This is a genomic window from Mesorhizobium sp. WSM4846 (genome assembly GCF_055811415.1).
Genome location: NZ_JBVVPZ010000049.1, coordinates 15,177 through 31,633, shown reverse-complemented (window position 1 = coordinate 31,633; position 16,457 = coordinate 15,177). Strand labels below are relative to the sequence as shown.

Annotated in this window: 11 protein-coding genes; 9 read left to right on the top strand and 2 right to left on the bottom strand. The window is 54.5% G+C overall.

The features are described from left to right. Positions 1–73: 73 nt before the first annotated feature. Positions 74–1,660 (bottom strand): tyrosinase family protein, encoded by a 1,587-nt coding sequence (locus tag AC0L15_RS28465; RefSeq protein WP_473497811.1) that lies wholly within the window; start codon positions 1,658–1,660, stop codon positions 74–76. A 548-nt stretch (positions 1,661–2,208) separates the two neighbouring features. On the opposite strand from AC0L15_RS28465, the gene AC0L15_RS28460 reads away from it, so the two are divergent. The 9 genes from AC0L15_RS28460 to AC0L15_RS28420 all read left to right on the top strand — a co-directional run bounded on the left by AC0L15_RS28460 (position 2,209) and on the right by AC0L15_RS28420 (position 14,924). Next, positions 2,209–3,453: a glycoside hydrolase domain-containing protein gene (locus AC0L15_RS28460; RefSeq protein WP_473497809.1), complete on the top strand. Its 1,245-nt coding sequence runs from the start codon at positions 2,209–2,211 to the stop codon at positions 3,451–3,453. A gap of 834 nt (positions 3,454–4,287) precedes the next feature. After that, positions 4,288–4,896, top strand: a complete 609-nt coding sequence (trxA, locus tag AC0L15_RS28455; protein WP_473497807.1) for a thioredoxin — start codon at positions 4,288–4,290, stop codon at positions 4,894–4,896. Between the two features lie 479 nt (positions 4,897–5,375). Beyond that, on the top strand, positions 5,376–6,563 hold the full coding sequence (locus AC0L15_RS28450; protein ID WP_473497805.1) for a M23 family metallopeptidase: 1,188 nt from the start codon (positions 5,376–5,378) through the stop codon (positions 6,561–6,563). 128 nt (positions 6,564–6,691) lie between these two features. After that, entirely contained in the window at positions 6,692–7,417 is a 726-nt protein-coding gene (locus tag AC0L15_RS28445) for a M57 family metalloprotease (RefSeq protein WP_473497804.1), read from the top strand. Between the two features lie 143 nt (positions 7,418–7,560). Then, positions 7,561–8,964: a S1 family peptidase gene (locus tag AC0L15_RS28440; RefSeq protein ID WP_473497802.1), complete on the top strand. Its 1,404-nt coding sequence runs from the start codon at positions 7,561–7,563 to the stop codon at positions 8,962–8,964. A 13-nt stretch (positions 8,965–8,977) separates the two neighbouring features. Beyond that, positions 8,978–9,688: a hypothetical protein gene (locus AC0L15_RS28435; protein ID WP_473497800.1), complete on the top strand. Its 711-nt coding sequence runs from the start codon at positions 8,978–8,980 to the stop codon at positions 9,686–9,688. A gap of 21 nt (positions 9,689–9,709) precedes the next feature. Further along, entirely contained in the window at positions 9,710–10,891 is a 1,182-nt protein-coding gene (locus tag AC0L15_RS28430; RefSeq protein WP_473497798.1) for a glycosyltransferase family 2 protein, read from the top strand. Between the two features lie 1,186 nt (positions 10,892–12,077). Beyond that, positions 12,078–13,877: a hypothetical protein gene (locus AC0L15_RS28425; RefSeq protein ID WP_473497796.1), complete on the top strand. Its 1,800-nt coding sequence runs from the start codon at positions 12,078–12,080 to the stop codon at positions 13,875–13,877. Between the two features lie 318 nt (positions 13,878–14,195). Beyond that, entirely contained in the window at positions 14,196–14,924 is a 729-nt protein-coding gene (locus AC0L15_RS28420; RefSeq protein ID WP_473497795.1) for a DUF5677 domain-containing protein, read from the top strand. Between the two features lie 278 nt (positions 14,925–15,202). On the opposite strand, the gene AC0L15_RS28415 is transcribed toward AC0L15_RS28420, so the two are convergent. Then, positions 15,203–16,282, bottom strand: a complete 1,080-nt coding sequence (locus AC0L15_RS28415) for a DUF4238 domain-containing protein (protein WP_473497793.1) — start codon at positions 16,280–16,282, stop codon at positions 15,203–15,205. Positions 16,283–16,457: the final 175 nt, after the last annotated feature.

The window sequence follows — 16,457 nt, the reverse complement described above, 5'->3', positions numbered from 1 at the left end:
GGCCCTGCGAAGTGTAGACACACACCGTCGCCCCATGCGTTTGGGTTACGTCCTGGTCAGCTCAGATTTGTAGTCAGTCGGCGAACTCGAGAGCGATCTCCCGAATCTTCACATTCGCGTTGCGGTAGATTTCGAGCGCTGTGGATATAGGTGCAGCAGTAGGAGCGGCCTCCGGAGCACCACCGGCGGGCTTGGAAGACGATGACCTCAGGCGCGATAGAAGCTTTCCGGTACTCTCCGCGTCTAGCTGTTGCAGGGCTGCGGCAACATCGGCGGCGTCGACATCGGCAGGGGCTGCTGTAGAGCCCGATGCGGCAGACGTGCTCACTGGCGGCAATAGACTCACTGCTCTCAGTTCCACTGCAAGTTCGCTGAGGTTAACGTTGCCAAGTTGGCGCAGAGCGGCGCTGACGTCGAATGAGTAAGAGCGCGGCGAAGAGTGTGAGTGCGGGCCGAGCACGCCGTCAAGTGCAAAGAAGCCAATCGTGCCGACCGTCACGCGTTTCCTGGTGGCCGAGTTGACAAGCTCCACCGCAATTGCCACGCTTGGCTGCGCATCGGTTGTAACTCCTCGAAGGTGCAGCACCGTATGACCTGAACCAGTTCCACTCTCCGGCGCCGCAACAGGCGCCGTTGCTTTTCCGGCCGCAAGCGGTACCCGTACCGTTGCGTCATCGAGTGAAAGGCGTTCCCTCACCACTCGCTCGCCGCGCGACGCTGTGGCTGCAACTGTTGTGGTCTCCCGCGCGGTCGATCCCGCGACAGCGGGCGGTGGTGCCGGATCACGGAAGCAGCCCTCGGCGTCTGCTAGCTCGTATCTATAGTCGATGGGCCCGTCCGGATTAAACAGTTCGGCCACTTGCATCTCCACGCGCTCTCCGGCCTCATTGACGAAGGCAAACTTCGTCTTCATCCAGTCGGAGTCCTGTGAAGGAAGACCATCCGCCCCGTATCGGTTTATCCAGCAAGACCACATCCGATCAACATTAGCGTGGTGATGCCAGAAAATCGGCTCTGCAGCGGCGAAAGGCACAATTCCCATGCGCGGCGCAAGACATGCGCTTCCTACGGCGCAATGCACGTAGGCATGGACGCCGCCGTCGATGGCTTGCTGGAAACTTTCGAATTCCTCGTTGAGGAGCACGGTGTCAATGTTGGTGAGAGCAAAGTCCAACTGTACTAGCGCGCCGAACCCTGGCGTTCGGCGAGGCTCGAAAAGTGGATTGGGAACTGTGCCAGATGGCGTCTGCACCTCCTCCTCTGTGAATAGTTGAGGCAGGCGCCACGCGTCCTGTCCCTCGTTACTAAGATTGGTATAGTCCCAGTAGGGCAGGGCAAAGTTTGGATCCCCCGACGCCGCCCGTAGCACTCGCTCGAAGAAATAAAGATACATGCGATGCCAACTGAAGAAGTGTGGCGTGCCGTGCTCGCAAGTCGCCCAAACCTCACTGGCCAGAGCGTCGGGCGGAGAGAGGTCCTGGAGACCGTCAAAGAAACCTGACAGCAGGGGCGCAACGGTGGGGCTTTGTGTCGCCAACAACGCCTGCCACTGCTCAATCGTACCATCCTGCTGACCGGGATAGCCATGAATTGCGGCCCAGTATTCCCAACTCGTTCGATACTCAGCCGAATCCCTTGGTGCGCTATTGCGCGATTTCATGACGGCGACGCCGCGAAGCAGACTTACCGCCTTATTCGGATCCCGAAGAAACTTCAATAAGGGCTCGCGCACATGAACTGCCTCACCTGCGAACAAGTGACCCGACATGATTGGTAGGATCACAACGCAAGCATCATCCCACGCAGACTCATCTCGTCTCGCCTTTTTGTTGATCCAAGCGCATACGCTGGATCAGCCGTTGTCGGCCCCAATTTCTAGTTTGAGCCATCCTTTGCTCTCAGGCAAGCGCCGGGCGCGACCTCCGAAAGTAAAACGGACATCATGTGATTGCCGGGGGACCAGCTCCGAGTCGGGACACTGGGCATCCTACGCCGCGGAAGCATCGATCTCGGTTCCGCATTGATGATGGAATGGCCTGGCCGCAATGTCCAAGCAACTTACTTGCGCCGTTCCCCAAATCCCGGCGAGAGACAACTCACCAACTGATAGGTTGCTAGCGATAGCTATATTGAAATAAAAATCATTCAGAGGAATACATTGTTGACTTTCCCCCAGAACATTGAGATACTCACGCTATGAATGCGCTCGTGGACAAATTCCTTTCAAAGAAAGCTCAAGGATCGGAAGTGAGGTATTCTTTTTTAGAAGTAGTGGTGCAAGCGACTTTGTCATCCGCCATTTGCTTGCCGCTTGTCGTATGGACCAGCAAAAACGTCGAGGCTGGCGATCGTCCTGCAATTGTGGACGTTGCTTTCGATACCCGCGAGTTTATCGCCCCATTAAAGAATAGGGGTGTATTGGTCGTTGGGCGATATCTAGCCCGTTGTTTTCAATGGAGAGGGAAACGACTTTCAGATCAAGGTCTTCCTGACGATCCAACTAGCGAAATCTCAAAATTACTCCGCGAAGGTTTCGCAATCCTGTCTATATACCAGTTTGCCAATAACAGTTCCAATAAATTTAGCGGCCGGTGGCCAAATGGTAACAGATTACCTGATGCCAATTGCCAGCATTCCGTGGAGGAAAGGTCCGCTGCCCAGGAAGCAAAGTTGGATGTAGAGGCAGCCATAAGTCAGGCGAAGGCACTCGGGCAACCAGCTGGATCAGCGATCTATTTTGGCGTCGATTTCGGTTTGCAGTCGAGTGACCAAACCACCATAAACCGAATGAAAGAGTACTTTGAGGTTATCTCTGAGAGGCTCTCACAGGAGGGCTACCGTGTAGGCGTATACGGTGGCGGTGTGGCGAACGAAATTCTGCTGTCGCAAGGCCTCGCTGACTTCTCCTGGATTTCGGCCTCTCGCGCATTCGACGGAACCACTTCATTTCACAACTCTGGCAAATGGCATCTGTTTCAAAACTCAGTGGATCAAGAGTGGTTCGGCGTAGCTTCGGGGTCGCGTTGTACGAAAGGCTTGCCATTGGATGTGAACGTTCAGAACGATCGATTGCTCGACGATTACACTGGCTTTTGGAACAAGTCGGGATTGTTCACTTTCCCGAAAGAAAGCGCGACAAGCATAATCTCGAGCAGGCGCTTCATATGCGACGGTCGATCAATAATTCGGAACGGGCCGGACTCTGGCCCTAGCGACCCGGTAAGGAAGTCAGTCTGCGTCGGTGGAATGTTGAGGCCACTCTCGTCAACAGCGGGATATGCGACATCGATCCGAATAGGGACTATCAGTTCACGGGGCTTAGTCAATGTGGACATTGACGACGACGGAGAGTTCGATGGATGGACAGCCAAATCGAACATAACGGCAAACTATTTTGAAAAGCCTACCTGGATTCACAACTCCAATGAACGTCGGGGAGCGGCATGCCCTTAAGCAAGCAAGAGGTGCGATAGAAAGGGCTTGAACGCGACGATATTGTTGATTTAGTTGTTGTCAGGACGGGAGGATGGCTCTTGGTCGGGTCAATCCTGCCAGATTGGTCGCAGTTTTCGGGCCTCGCTACCTGCAGTTTCCTTTAGCGGCGGCGGCTACCCTCCTTTACGCCATGGTAGCGATCATCGGCCCGGCGGGTGGCCGGAGCTTTGCCAATCTTCTGAGATTATGGGCGGCAGCTGCGAGGAGGAACTCGTCGCGCGCGCCTTGCTGCGGTGGGCGCATGGTCGTCATCGAGAGGTTTGAACGGTGGTGCCAGCCTCGTGCGCCGCCTGCCTCACGGGCGGCGAACCGGGAGAACGCCCCATGACCCGGCATGATCAAGTTGCTCGTACGACCGCGCCACGCCGGCGTGGAGCCGGTCATCACGCGCATCAACCCCGCCGGAATCAACGCCGGTCAACGGGATGCTATGTGCACGTTGCCGCTCCAGGCTCTGCGACCTGGCCCGGAAGCCCCTTCCACGACCTCCCCGGCACGTCCTATGCGGAAGTCCGCGACACGCGCTGGAACATCCCGAGGCACAAATCCCCATAGGCAATCGTCTGCGTCCCGCGGGTTCCTGCATGAGAGACTTTCGTACGCCTGACGGCACCCGAAACCCTTCAGCATTGCAGTCATTCCTACAGCCCGGTTAAATTCACCGAAAGCAGACTTATTGCGATGGGCGACCAGAAGGCCGTCCCGCGGCTTTCCATGCCTCACTGAGTGGCTTAGGCTCATTATTTGCGGCGGCGGGATAGTGTTCTAACTCGATTTTTTTGGAGGTTTGCTGTGTCAATTCTACTCGCTAGCTCCACACGCCGCTCGATTGCAGCTTGCGCAGGGTTGCTCATCGTTGTCAGCTTGACGTATTTCGCGTCCTCAAAGGACATTACGAATCCTGCCGGGCCAAGAGCCACTGAGCTAAATCATCGCCGGCTAATCTACGTTGCTACCAATAGTAACCCAGTCGAGCTATTTGCCGAGCGCGTCGCTGAGAACGGCAATGATCAACTGGGTGACGAGCGAAATCATCACAGCGCCTCTAAGGGCATGGAGAGCGATGTAGCAAGAGCGCCGCTAGAGGTTGTGACCAACTCAAACATAGAAAAGATCCTGTCGGCGAAAGAAACAGTGGTAATCGTATTTTGGGCTGAGTGGTGCGGGCCCTGCAAGCTGATCTCACCGGGGCTTGAGGAAATCTCCGAAAAGTTCGGAAGCAGAGCAAAGGTGGTCCAGCTGAACATCGACGACTATCCAGCTCTCGCCTCGCGTTTTGGAATACGTTCCATACCGACCCTTTTGATTTTTAAGAGTGGCGAAGTATCTGACACAAGGATCGGCGCTATGACCTTAATGAACTACTACCACTGGATTGAAGACCATTTAATTCCAGAATGAAGGATGGCGTGACATCTAAGCCATTGACGTAAGCTGAGCAGCGAATGCAGGAGGTGAAGCGGTACATCGGCGGCAGGGGGCATGCCCGCTCTTGCTGATCAGACGGCCTGACGCGTCTTGCCGACCTTCGAGTTTCCTGCGACCAGTTTTACGACAGGCTATCGGCGATCCCTTCGCGACGGCAAAGTGCTGCAATCGACCCCTCGCCGCGCAACGTGTTTGATGACCTTCTCCGAAGAATGTTTCGTCACTTCCGTTCCTGGCCATCATCGTTCCCATGAAACGCTACGATGACCTAAAAAACATCCCCTCTCGATTAGCCCAATTCTGCCCTATCGGTGTTGATACTGGACACTGGATTCAAGCGTACTTGATTGGCCTGCGGGCCGCGTTTTACCGCTCGCGTAGTCAATTTACTTGTTTAGTTGAATGGGTAGTGCCAAACTCTGCGGCACAGGCGTGCTCTTGCGGGGGGTAGCATGAACAGAACCGGAACTGGCTTTTTGGTCTTTTCGTTCGTTGTGTCGATTGCATCGGTGGAAGCACAAGAACTAGTAGTAGCAAGCAACCGAATTGTAGATGTTCAATGGCCCGATAGTTACACCGGCGCTGCTCCCTCGTTTCCCCATCCGCGTTTGACCCAGGTTAACGAAACTCTCCTTCCGGTAGAGATACCAGCCCGGATGTTGCGTTACAACACATTCGATTTCATAGGAGAAGAATTACATTACACCGCTTCGGTGCGGCTAAACCGCGCCAAGATCTCCGTGAGCGGTACGCGAGTGGCAGTTGACACGACCGAAACCCAACTTGGTACAGCGGCGGCGCCGGGACAGGTTATCACAACTATCGGCGAGGGATCGGCGCTAGGTGTAAAGACAGAGCGCGGCGCGGCCTATGAAATTACCGTGGAATGCGTCGTCCTGAGTGACCCTGACTGTACACAGGACTCATTCGTACGCGCGCTGATGGATGAAATGACTTTTGTTGGTGGAGGGAAATCTACACCAAAGCCGATGAGTGGTGCTTCGGCACCCCAGTTTCCTGCGCCGCCATTCGATATGAGCGCCACTTTTCAGCCGGCCGGGGAACTAGTAGCCCGAAGCGGTAGTGGAGTGCAGTCGACTACACTATTCGCCCCCGATATCCGCTTTCCCGTCGAAAAAGGCCCGGCTTACTTGAACTCACAGGTCTGGGGGATAGGGGGCCAAAAGGGGCCAAGGGGCAGTTGGAAGGATCCGAAGAACTACCAATATCCTTGGCGCGACAATTTTTGCGAAAACCGTTCTCGATCTACGCCAGCCTGTCCATCAGCCAGCGGCCATCAGGGAGTCGACATACGGCCAGCCGACGCAAAGGACCTGACGCACTGGGCGGTCGCCGTAGAAGATGGGCGTATCAGCAACGTGGGGGTCTATTCGGTGACGCTGGTCGCCCGCACGGGGACCCAGTTCCGATACTTGCATCTCCAAATGAACAGGCTCTCCGTGAAACAAGGGGCGCGCGTAGCGAGAGGTGAGAGAATTGGGCTCATTTCAGATGATTTCGGTGGAGAAATAACGCCCGTCCATTTACACTTCGAAATCCTGCAGAATGTCTCGGGCAAGGGGTTTCGACATGTTCCCCCATACTCGTCTCTCGTGCGCGCATATAAGAGAGGCAATTAGACTCAGATCTCTGCTTGGTCAGATCGCGTAGTAAAACAGGCCCTATCAGCCCCGCATAGCTATACTTGCATTCTCAACAAGCGACTTCAAAACACCCTGAGCAGTCCTCAGATATAGGAGTGTGAAAAATGCGGGATAGGGCCTTTCGGTTAGCAGCAATCGCACTGTCTTCTTTTTGTGCGAGCCAGGGAGCCGCTTCGAGCCAGGAACTGAAGCCCGAGATCGGCGAGAGAGTTATTCTTGAAGACCGAGAGTTTGGATACTTCTTCACCAACTCACGCTGGCCTAGTGAAACAAACGGTGAAACAATCATTCCAGTGTGCTGGGAAAAGGATGCACTGAAAAAGTTTCCCAGCGAGACGTTGGCTGTTCAGGAGGCCATCGAGCAGAGCTGGCAACAGCATTCCCGGATAGTGTTCGTCGGCTGGAAGAAATGCTCCGAACGCAATGATGGAGTCCGAATTGTGGTGTTGGACTCCGGGGCCCGTGTCCTGGCGTTCGGAAAGGATCTGAACGACCTTGATGGGGGAATGGAGTTGAACTTCACCTTTAAGAATTGGAGCCAGTCTTGCGGACTCAATGCCAGGTTGCTCGATTTGTGCATTCGATCAATTGCCGTGCACGAATTCGGGCATGCCATCGGATTCGCACATGAGCAAGACCGCTCTGACACGCCAGGTGAATGTGCGACCACGAGGGGGACGGGCACAACCGGGACAGATCTAATCATGCTGACCCCATATGACCCATCGTCTGTGATGAACTACTGCAATTCGAAATATAACAACAATGGGAAATTAAGTAAGGGTGATATCGAGTCGGTTCAGCAGAAATATGGGAGCCCGGGCGGTTGAGTTGGACAAGCAGACGTTTCTTTGCCTGCCGAGCTGCGTTGCTCGCAGCCGGGTTCTGCTTCTCTTTTTGCCTGACGTATCAGTCGGTAGCACGCACAGTTGTCGAATCAATTTCCCTCGATGCCAGGCCAACGATTGCCTACTTGAAGTACTACAAAATCGACCCGGCAACCGGCGCAAAAGCGTGGGCCAACGGGAGCGGCTTTGTCGTCAGTAAATCGGGCTATGTTATCACCGCGTATCATGTTGTAGACGCATGGCTCAAGCAGGCGCAAGCAAAACGTGATCCTGAGGCAGAAAAGCTAAAGAATCCTTTACTTGCCTATCTGGGGTCAGTAAACGCCAAAAGTCCCATTACGCTCGAGTACATCGACGGCAACGAGATCAGCGACGTTGCGGTGCTGCGCCTTAAGAGCCCTGGTCCACATGCTTTCAGTAGATTTTGTTTCACCTATACGGTGTCGACAGGCGCACAGATCCTAGCCTTCGGCTTTCCCTTTGGTCGGGAGTTCACGCCTTTTCCTGGAGTTCTTTCCAACGACGATGCGCCGGAGGGTCGATGGCATGCAAACATAAACTTTGAGGAGGGCACCAGCGGCGGCCCGGTGTTTGATGTGACACGCCAGCGAATCATCGGCCTTGTGAAGGGCGGGCTTGTTCAGCGTTTGGAAGCCTCTGAGAGGGTCGTCACATCGGTGCAGTATGTGACGCCAATCGTTCGGCTTAAGACAATTCTGACCAATCACGGCATCGCAGATGATTGTGGCGGGACCGATGTCCAAGTCCCGGCGCCAGCTGAACACGCCGTTGATGATAGCTCCCTAGCCCAGCTGGAAATGCTTCGACAACAGGAAGAGTTGTTCGTACGCCTTAACTTCCTCCTCAATAATGTCGAGCATCCGGCGAAACCCTTTTCGATTGATGTGCTCGCCCGACGCTATGAAGGTCAGGACTCTTCACATGTTGGCATAGACGCAGGTGGCGACTCCTATTATGGCACTTACAGGCTGCAGGCAGGCCCTAGTATGGACGGGTTCTTAGCTTACTTGCGTCGCCATAAGCCACGCTTTGAGATGCGTCTGCGGTCAGCCGGAGGGTCTGCCGCGGCTAAGGTCCGGGCCAGTCCATTTGTGAAAGAATGGAAGGCGTTAGCTGAGTCGCCAGATTTTGAGGCACTTCAGCTACGGTACATTCTGGCCACGAGCTATGCGGGCTTGGCTGCGAAACTGAATCGACCAGCCGCAGGCCAGCCGGAAAACGCACTAGGGCTGGGGCTAGAATTAGACAAAAGAAGCCTAGCACTCAGAGCGGTAATTTTCTCAATCGCGAACCAACACGGCCCTGCCACCTCGCTCCCCTTTGACGCGCTCGCCTCTCTGGGGGACTTACATTACCATAGCGACGCTCAAATAATTGAGGCTCTCTATGCGGCGAGACATAAGGTCAACTTCTATTATCCGGGGCTCAGCGACAATTTCATTAAGCTGCTGAAGCGACGAAATGACATGGAGAAGCGAGATGCATTGTACATCCTTGATAATTTGTAGACAGAGGGTTCTTGTGCTTGCCAGTCATTTGATCTTGATAACTATGACCTTCATGTCTTCTACAGATGTATCATACGCGCAGCAAACACAGTGCTCGCTCAATAACCCGCGGGTGAGCAAGCAGGAAGAGAACACAACGTTCGAGATAAGATTGTCGTGTGGGCCGAAGACTGCAGACTCCGCGCCAATTGAGGTCGGCCAGAAGTTTTTGTTAGGCCTCACAATTTATGCATTGGAGACTTCGAATCCTCCAGAACCCACCCTTACGGAGAGGATCAATAGCGCCGAACCAGGCAAGACTGAGTTCGAGTATGGTCACGTAGGCTATTCCGTCCTGCAAAAGCCTCGCCCATCTACCAAACCGAACCGCATAATAGTCTCGGATGACCCTTATGGTGAGACGTCATTCTCAGCTGATCCTTATGATTTTGACACTCAAGAAGTCCAGCTCGATACGGCGACTAAAGACCTAACATTCCAGTATGGAGCGAAAAGTGAAGAGATTTCGCAGTACACTCATTTGCTCTTTGCACTGTGGCCAACCTCTCAGCGCCAGGATTGTGACCGCACCGCCCAGTACGCTCGTACTGGTTGTAAGACATTTGGTTATGTCATCGGAGATGATGCCGGCCCTCTGCCCCTCGATTATTATCCCGGTATGGCAATTTTGGACAGCGAAGCAAGGGTATCGGGAGAGCGGTGGATCGTGGAGCAGTTTCGGTGATGTTCTTAGAAGTGTTGAACGATGCTGTCCTTGGTAATCGAAGCAGCGTTCGTGGTTATTTGGGGGCGAATAGCGATCTGGGCGGCGTTGGGATGTGCGTTCCACCTGAAAAGCACTGCATGCGAACGCAATGCCCCGTTACCTCGGCAGGTCTCAGAAGGCATTACGATCATTGTTCCGGCCTTCAACGAAGAACGTAATATTTGCGCCACGCTGGCTTCGCTGACCTCCCTGCAGCCAGAGCCTCACGAAATCATTGTCGTCGATGATGGCTCCACCGACCATACGGCACAGTTGGCAGCAAACCAGCTTCGCAATTTTCATGGAGGGTTTGTCCTCAGCCTGCCTACCAATCAAGGCAAGGCTGCCGCGCTGAACATCGGCATCCAGAACGCCAGGTGTCCACTCATTGCCACGGTTGATGCTGATACAACGCTAGGCACGACGGCGCTGCGATGTGCAGTTACTGAACTGGTTGGAAGTGGAGCCGATGCCGTCTCATTTCTCTTAATTGCAGAGGGGAGGGAAACTTTTCTTGGTAGGTTACAAGAAGTAGAATACTCACTTGGATTGAATTTCGAGCGAGCCGGTCAGAGTTTAGTTGGATGTATATCGGTGCTTCCTGGTGCTGCGACACTGTTTCGAAGAGCTGCGCTGCCTGAGCCCCCTTTCACATCGCGCACACTTACTGAAGATGCTGATCTGACCTTGGCGCTTGGCCGTGCGGGACGCCGCTCAGTTCTCGCGAAGAATGCTATCGCAATCACGCGAGTGCCGGATACCTTTCCGCACCTGATGAAGCAACGCCTTCGATGGCAAAGTGGACACATTCAATGTTGCTTTCGTCACTTCTTCGTCTTTAAACGAACAAGTATCCTTTTTTACTTTTGCACACTTACTAATTTTTTATTCTCAACGAACTACGGGCTTTTTATAGCATTACTATTCATTGGACTGTCGCAGAACGGGAAAACTGATATCATTGGTTTAACCTTTCTCAACGTATCTATCGTGTCATCTATTATTGTATATTTGCAGAGGATCGCTGCTTACACGTTGACGGATAAGCGAAATAGCTTACATTTCATTTCAATTGTACTAGAGCCAGTATTTTTTTCTGTAATTTATATTGGTAGTTTTGTTCTAGCGGTGATTTATCTGGTGATATCTGTGTGTCGCATGCGTGATCCGAACAGGTGGTGAGTGGAAAAGCAGATCCACTCCTTCATTACGACCATGCGATGTTGGGCACGGCACCGTGTTCAAAGCCGCCCAATGGAACAGACGAACGAGGCTGCGATGGCCCGACAGAGACGCAGCAAATAGCGCTCTAACATGGGGGTTTCCAAATTTCGCAAATGGTACTTGTCGCGGCAACGCTGTGCCTTGCTGATCAACACCTGTTGCAGTTCTCTGCGCTGCAGGGTTAGGGCACGGTGCCAAGGTCGTCTCCGTCGCTACGGCCGTCGGCTTCGGGTCAGAGGCTGCGTTCAGTCTTGTAAAGAAGTGCGTTGGCCATTCTCCCAATGAGGGCGCCGACGACGCGAGGGTGAGAGAGGGCGAGCAGTCCCGATTACTAGCAACTTGAGTCATGCCCCAAAGACTTGTTCCGCAGTTTGGCGCACTTTGCGCGTTTCGTCGGATGTGACCAATGGCAGATCGCCTCGCTCCGCGACGTTCTCGCCGCGCAGCAGCAGTGGACTGCTCCGGGTCAGCCGCGGGAATTGGCCCAGTGACGCACGAACTTCCGCAATGGGTCATGAGCTGTATGACTGCTTTTTCCAACTGGATGCTCGAAAGATCGATCCGCTTTCGGTCCCAACCCGGTCATCCGCTGCGTTACCAACCACGGGAGTTATTGGGCACAGCGTACAACTGTCATCGTTTGGTCAGATCAACCCTCGGGGGAGGGATCAGTGTGAAAACCCAATTTCACACTGAGAGACATTCTCGTCGGATTTTGAACCCGATCTGCTGACCCGAAGGCGACGCACTTTTCCGCAAGGAAAACGGCAGCTTTGCGTCGCTTGTTAGACATAGAACGGAAGCGCTCGCGCATAACGATCGCGCCTGGGTGCAGGTATGGCTGACGAACTTGATCGTGAGGACGAGAAGTATCAAACCAAACACAAGGTTGGTGGTGCTCTGGGCATGACCTATGCGTATCCCATTAGCAATGCACGGGTCACATATCTATCGCATGGAGGCAGCCCGTTCGTCATAAGTACCGCAAGCAGGATGACACGGTCAGCTACTCCCAAGACTGCCCGATGCAGTAATTTGTTGAGAATGGCCCTGCTTTATTTTCTCGTGTCATCCACGATTTGCTCCCTCGGAAATACTATGCCGGCCATGTTATTTAGGCGTTAGTTTCCTGAGGAGCACCGCGATGTCTGTCAAAAACGTCCAAGCCCAAATCGCAAAGTTCCTGCGGTCGCCGGCGGCCGAAGTGCTTTGCATCCGAGGGCATTGGGGTACCGGCAAAACCTACACCTGGATGGAGGCGTTGAGAGAAGCCGCGAAGCCTACGGGCGGAATGGTGATGGAAAAGTACGCCTACGTCTCGCTGTTTGGTCAAAACAGCTTGGCGGACGTGAAGGGTGAGGTGTTTTATCAGACGGTCAATCGAGACAGAATCGGTCAAGCCTTCGACCCAAAGGACGTGGACTCGCTGTTCAGCGGTTTGCCAAAGGCTGCCACCTGGATTTCGCGGTTCGCTGGGGCGGCCTTAGGAGATGGTTACTCCTCTATAGGTGCTTCGGTGATGTATCTCACTGTGCGCAACCGGCTCGTTTGCATTGACGATCTGGAGCGTAAGGGCGAGGACCTACGCAGCGCCGACGTTCTGGGCCTTATCTCCCAGCTGAAGGACGACCGGAACTGCAAAGTCGTGCTGCTGCTGAACGATGAGCAGCTTGATGACCGCGAGGAGTTTGAGACGTTCCTGGAAAAGGTCGTCGACGTGAGCCTTCGGTTTGCTCCAACTCCGGCTGAAAGTGCCGAGACTGCCTTCAAGGGGCACACCTCTACCCCGCTGGTCAAGGAGGAATTGACCGCCCGCACTATCGCGCTCGGGATAGATAACGTTCGCGTCATACGCAAGATTCTGCGGCTCATCAATGAGCTGGAACCGCTTCTCAAAGACTATAAGCCTGGGGTGATGAAGTCGGTTATAGGCTCGCTGACCCTATTTGGATGGAGCTACCTCGAACGCGATTCATCACCGCCTCTCGATTATATCAGGCAGCTTGGCGAATTCAGTTCACTCATCGACGGGCCTACTCCAGAGCTTGCGGCGCTGAAGAAGCAATGGGGACCGCTTCTCCAGCGCTATGGCTACAACCTTACCGACGAATTTGATGATGTCCTCATTCAAGGCGTCATCAATGGCTACTTCGATCCTAGTATCGTGGCCATGTATGCCAATCAGCTGCACGAGAGGGAGAAGGCAGGCGAAGCCAATGCTGAGCTAGACAACGCATGGGCGGTATTCCACGGGTCCTTCGTAGACAACGTCGATGAGATGATGGACATTGTGACCGACTGCTACGAACGCAACGCCAGGTATTTTAGTTTTAGCACCACCAGTCAGCTCCTCGACCTCTTGCGACGGATCGGCCAACTTGACGCGTCGAACCAGGTGTTTGAGGCCTACGCAAAGGCGAATGAAGAGAACCCCGGCGCTTTCGATATGGAGCGCCTCTTGCGCTTCGGCCACGAGCTTCCTGCCGACATTGTTAAGCGGATACAGGAGATTCAAGCGAAGGCCGAGCCCGACCTCACCAATGACGATAGGTTCCTTAAGCTGAAGGAAGCGGGTTTCAACTCTGAGATCGGACTCGAACTCGCGAAGGCACCTGTAGCCGAGTACGTCCGTGTTCTAACGAGCCACACAGGGGAAGAACTCAAAATCATTCGCAACGGGTTGACCGACTATATCGACGTATCCAATCCGCCCGATGTAGCGCAGGCAATCATGCACAAAGCGGCGGAAGCGCTTATCGAGATCGCCAAACGGAGCCCATTGGACAAGGCACGCGCCTACTCATATCGCCTTATTCAATGGCACGAGAAGTGGAAGCGTATGGCTAGTACGCCCGAGCCCATTGAAATTGTGGAGCCTATTCCTGCCGCAGACGCGCCGGTAGCAGCAAAGCCAAAGCGAGCACGGAAGGCGAAAGCGGCCTAAGCCGCTGAACCTCTTTATTCAGAATGTACCAGAGGCAGCACCGTGTGCCGATGGTGACGAACACGATCCGGCGCGGGGTCGAATAGCTCGTCGACTTGGAACGCTTATGCCTGATTGAGACTGAGCAACGCCGCCTGGTAGCGCAGCTTGTCGAACTCAGGCGGGAGGAAACAACATCTTACAGCGCGAAGAATGTCGCCCACCCGCGCTGACCAAAGGTTGGCAGCGCGAAGCCCTGCAGCTCATGATCAGCCGATAGGACAGCGTATTTTCAGAAGGTCGTGACTGATAAGCTCCACTCCCAACTAGGAGTCGGCCATGTACCAGTTGTTGAAGGAGCAATTCGCCGCGACGTATGCGGCGCTCGGCCGTATCGTCTTCAACCAGGGCAATCCGAACCACCGCCTTATCATGGCGCTGTACGCCACCGTCTTAGAGTACGTTGAGAGCGCCTTATTCCTTATTGATGCCGAAAAATCTGCGGGAGTTCAGGGGATCCAGAGATCCTGCCTGGAGGCGTATATCGACCTTCAGAACCTTGCGAACGACGCCGGATATGCCGACCAGATGGAGGCCCACTACCACGAGCAGTGGCGCTTGGTTTGCAAGGACGCTGTGGCCGGTACCAACCCGTTCCTGCACACGCTCCAGGCTGAGGCCGCCACTCGGGTTCAGGAGCACACCGACGCGCTGGCAAAGCTACCCAGGCCTATGTCGGTAAAGCAGCGCTTCGACTTGGCCGGTCTCGGCGACCTCTATTACGCCGTCTACAGCGGGCTTTGTGCAGAGACCCACAACAACCTGAGGGCGTTGATTGACCGTCATTTCCGTCAAGTCGGTAGCGCGCAGAAGCCCGCTTTTGAGATTAAGGCGTTCGACAAGATGGATCAGGTCTCGTTCGATGCAGCAGTTGACATTTTTATCACCATCGTAGCCGAGGCAAACCGCATCGCTCACGATTACTTCGATACCGGGGAACTGGATTCTCTCGACACATTCCGCGAGCGCAGGCTTGCCTTGGCGCAGGAATTTACGGCAGGGATCTAGTTCGCTCCAATAGCTCAGCCTCCGTTCCATAGTTCGCCTCAACGATTTCTGGACCTTGTGGATGGCGTGGTCGAATGGGAGAGGGCATTGAGCCGAGTGGTGCGCAAAACAAAGCGGAATCGCTTGGGAGTGGTCTGCACGTTGACCCATCCCCCGACCGGCACGGGGATGATGAATTTCGGCTGGGGAGCAACAGCGTTCCCCGGTATCCGGAAACACCACCACACAGCCGAGGGCGGCTACGCGGGTCAGGTGGGCACGGTCGTGAGAATTCACGCTCAGATTCTGAGCACACTGTCCGGCCTTGGCAAGCGCTGCATTTGTTCCTTGCGGAGCATTTGCACACGCTCCAGCTGTGACGGCGGTCTGTTCTTGCCAAGGCGATGCGCAACAAACCGTTCCTGCCTGTCGTTATGACCGTAGACAACCTCGGTGGCGCTTTCCACAACCGTTAGATTAACGAGTCTGGCGAGGTGGGTTTTCGTGCGGCTTCTTAGAAAAGTCGAATGGCGGCGGCTATGGACCGCGACAAACAGATGGTGCGGGCCTATCGGCAGGATAATGTGGGATTCAGGCAGGTTCAGCTGATCCGTGATGATGACGGGACGATCGGAGGTCAGCAGACTGAAGTCGGTGCCCTCTAGCGAAACGATTGACCAATACATGTTCCGGATCGTGCGGGAGATGTTGGCATGGGCGATCATCTTCCTGGCTATGCCCATGGCCGATTCTTCGAAGGCGGAATCGTCCTGCCCATCCAAAAACTCTGCCAGGGACAGAGGATCGGATTCACGGCGCACTTCCGTGTATTTGTCCTGCAAATCCGGGATCGACATGATCCAGTCATCCCGGACGTTGGCTTTCAGGGTCTTGATGTCTGCAGGCATTCGGAACAGCAGGCTTAGTAGAAAGCGTGTCCACGCTTGCCGGTAGGGCTTGGTGAGCTTTTCCCCATCCCTATGCTGGAGCATTAGTTGCATTGATCGTGCAGCGCCGCTGTCGACTGGCGCAAGGAAGGTGCTTTCAAATTGCTGGGCGACTTCCGGCGACATTCCTTTCATCTCGTAGAGACGGTGGACATAGCCGGTGGCGGCCGGATAGACGGAGTTCACCCGCACGTCACCGGTTACCGCCTTCCTGAACTCAATGAGCTTCTTGTCCTCAGGCCGCATCCATCGCTTGAGGTAGAAGATTGGAAGGAAATGGTGCTTCAGCGGGTCCGACATGATGAGTCGGAAGTATCTGAGCGTCAGGTAGTTTTGAAGGCCTACGGCATCAACCATATCTGGCAAACTTGTTCGGCGTTGACTTCCGCCGCCACTTCTCCCAGCCGCTGCCTTTGCTGCGGTCAAGCGCATAGTAAGTCTCGCCGCCAAACTCCTGCGCCATCCGCTCTGCCTGAAACGGTTCCTTGAACCGGAAGCCTAGGTATTCCCTGTTGTCGCGTCGGATGAAGGCATGCCGACTGGCGCAGTTCATCTCTTTTGCACGGCTATGGGCCGGGTCATAGTTCTTCTCGCAGCAGTTCTCCCA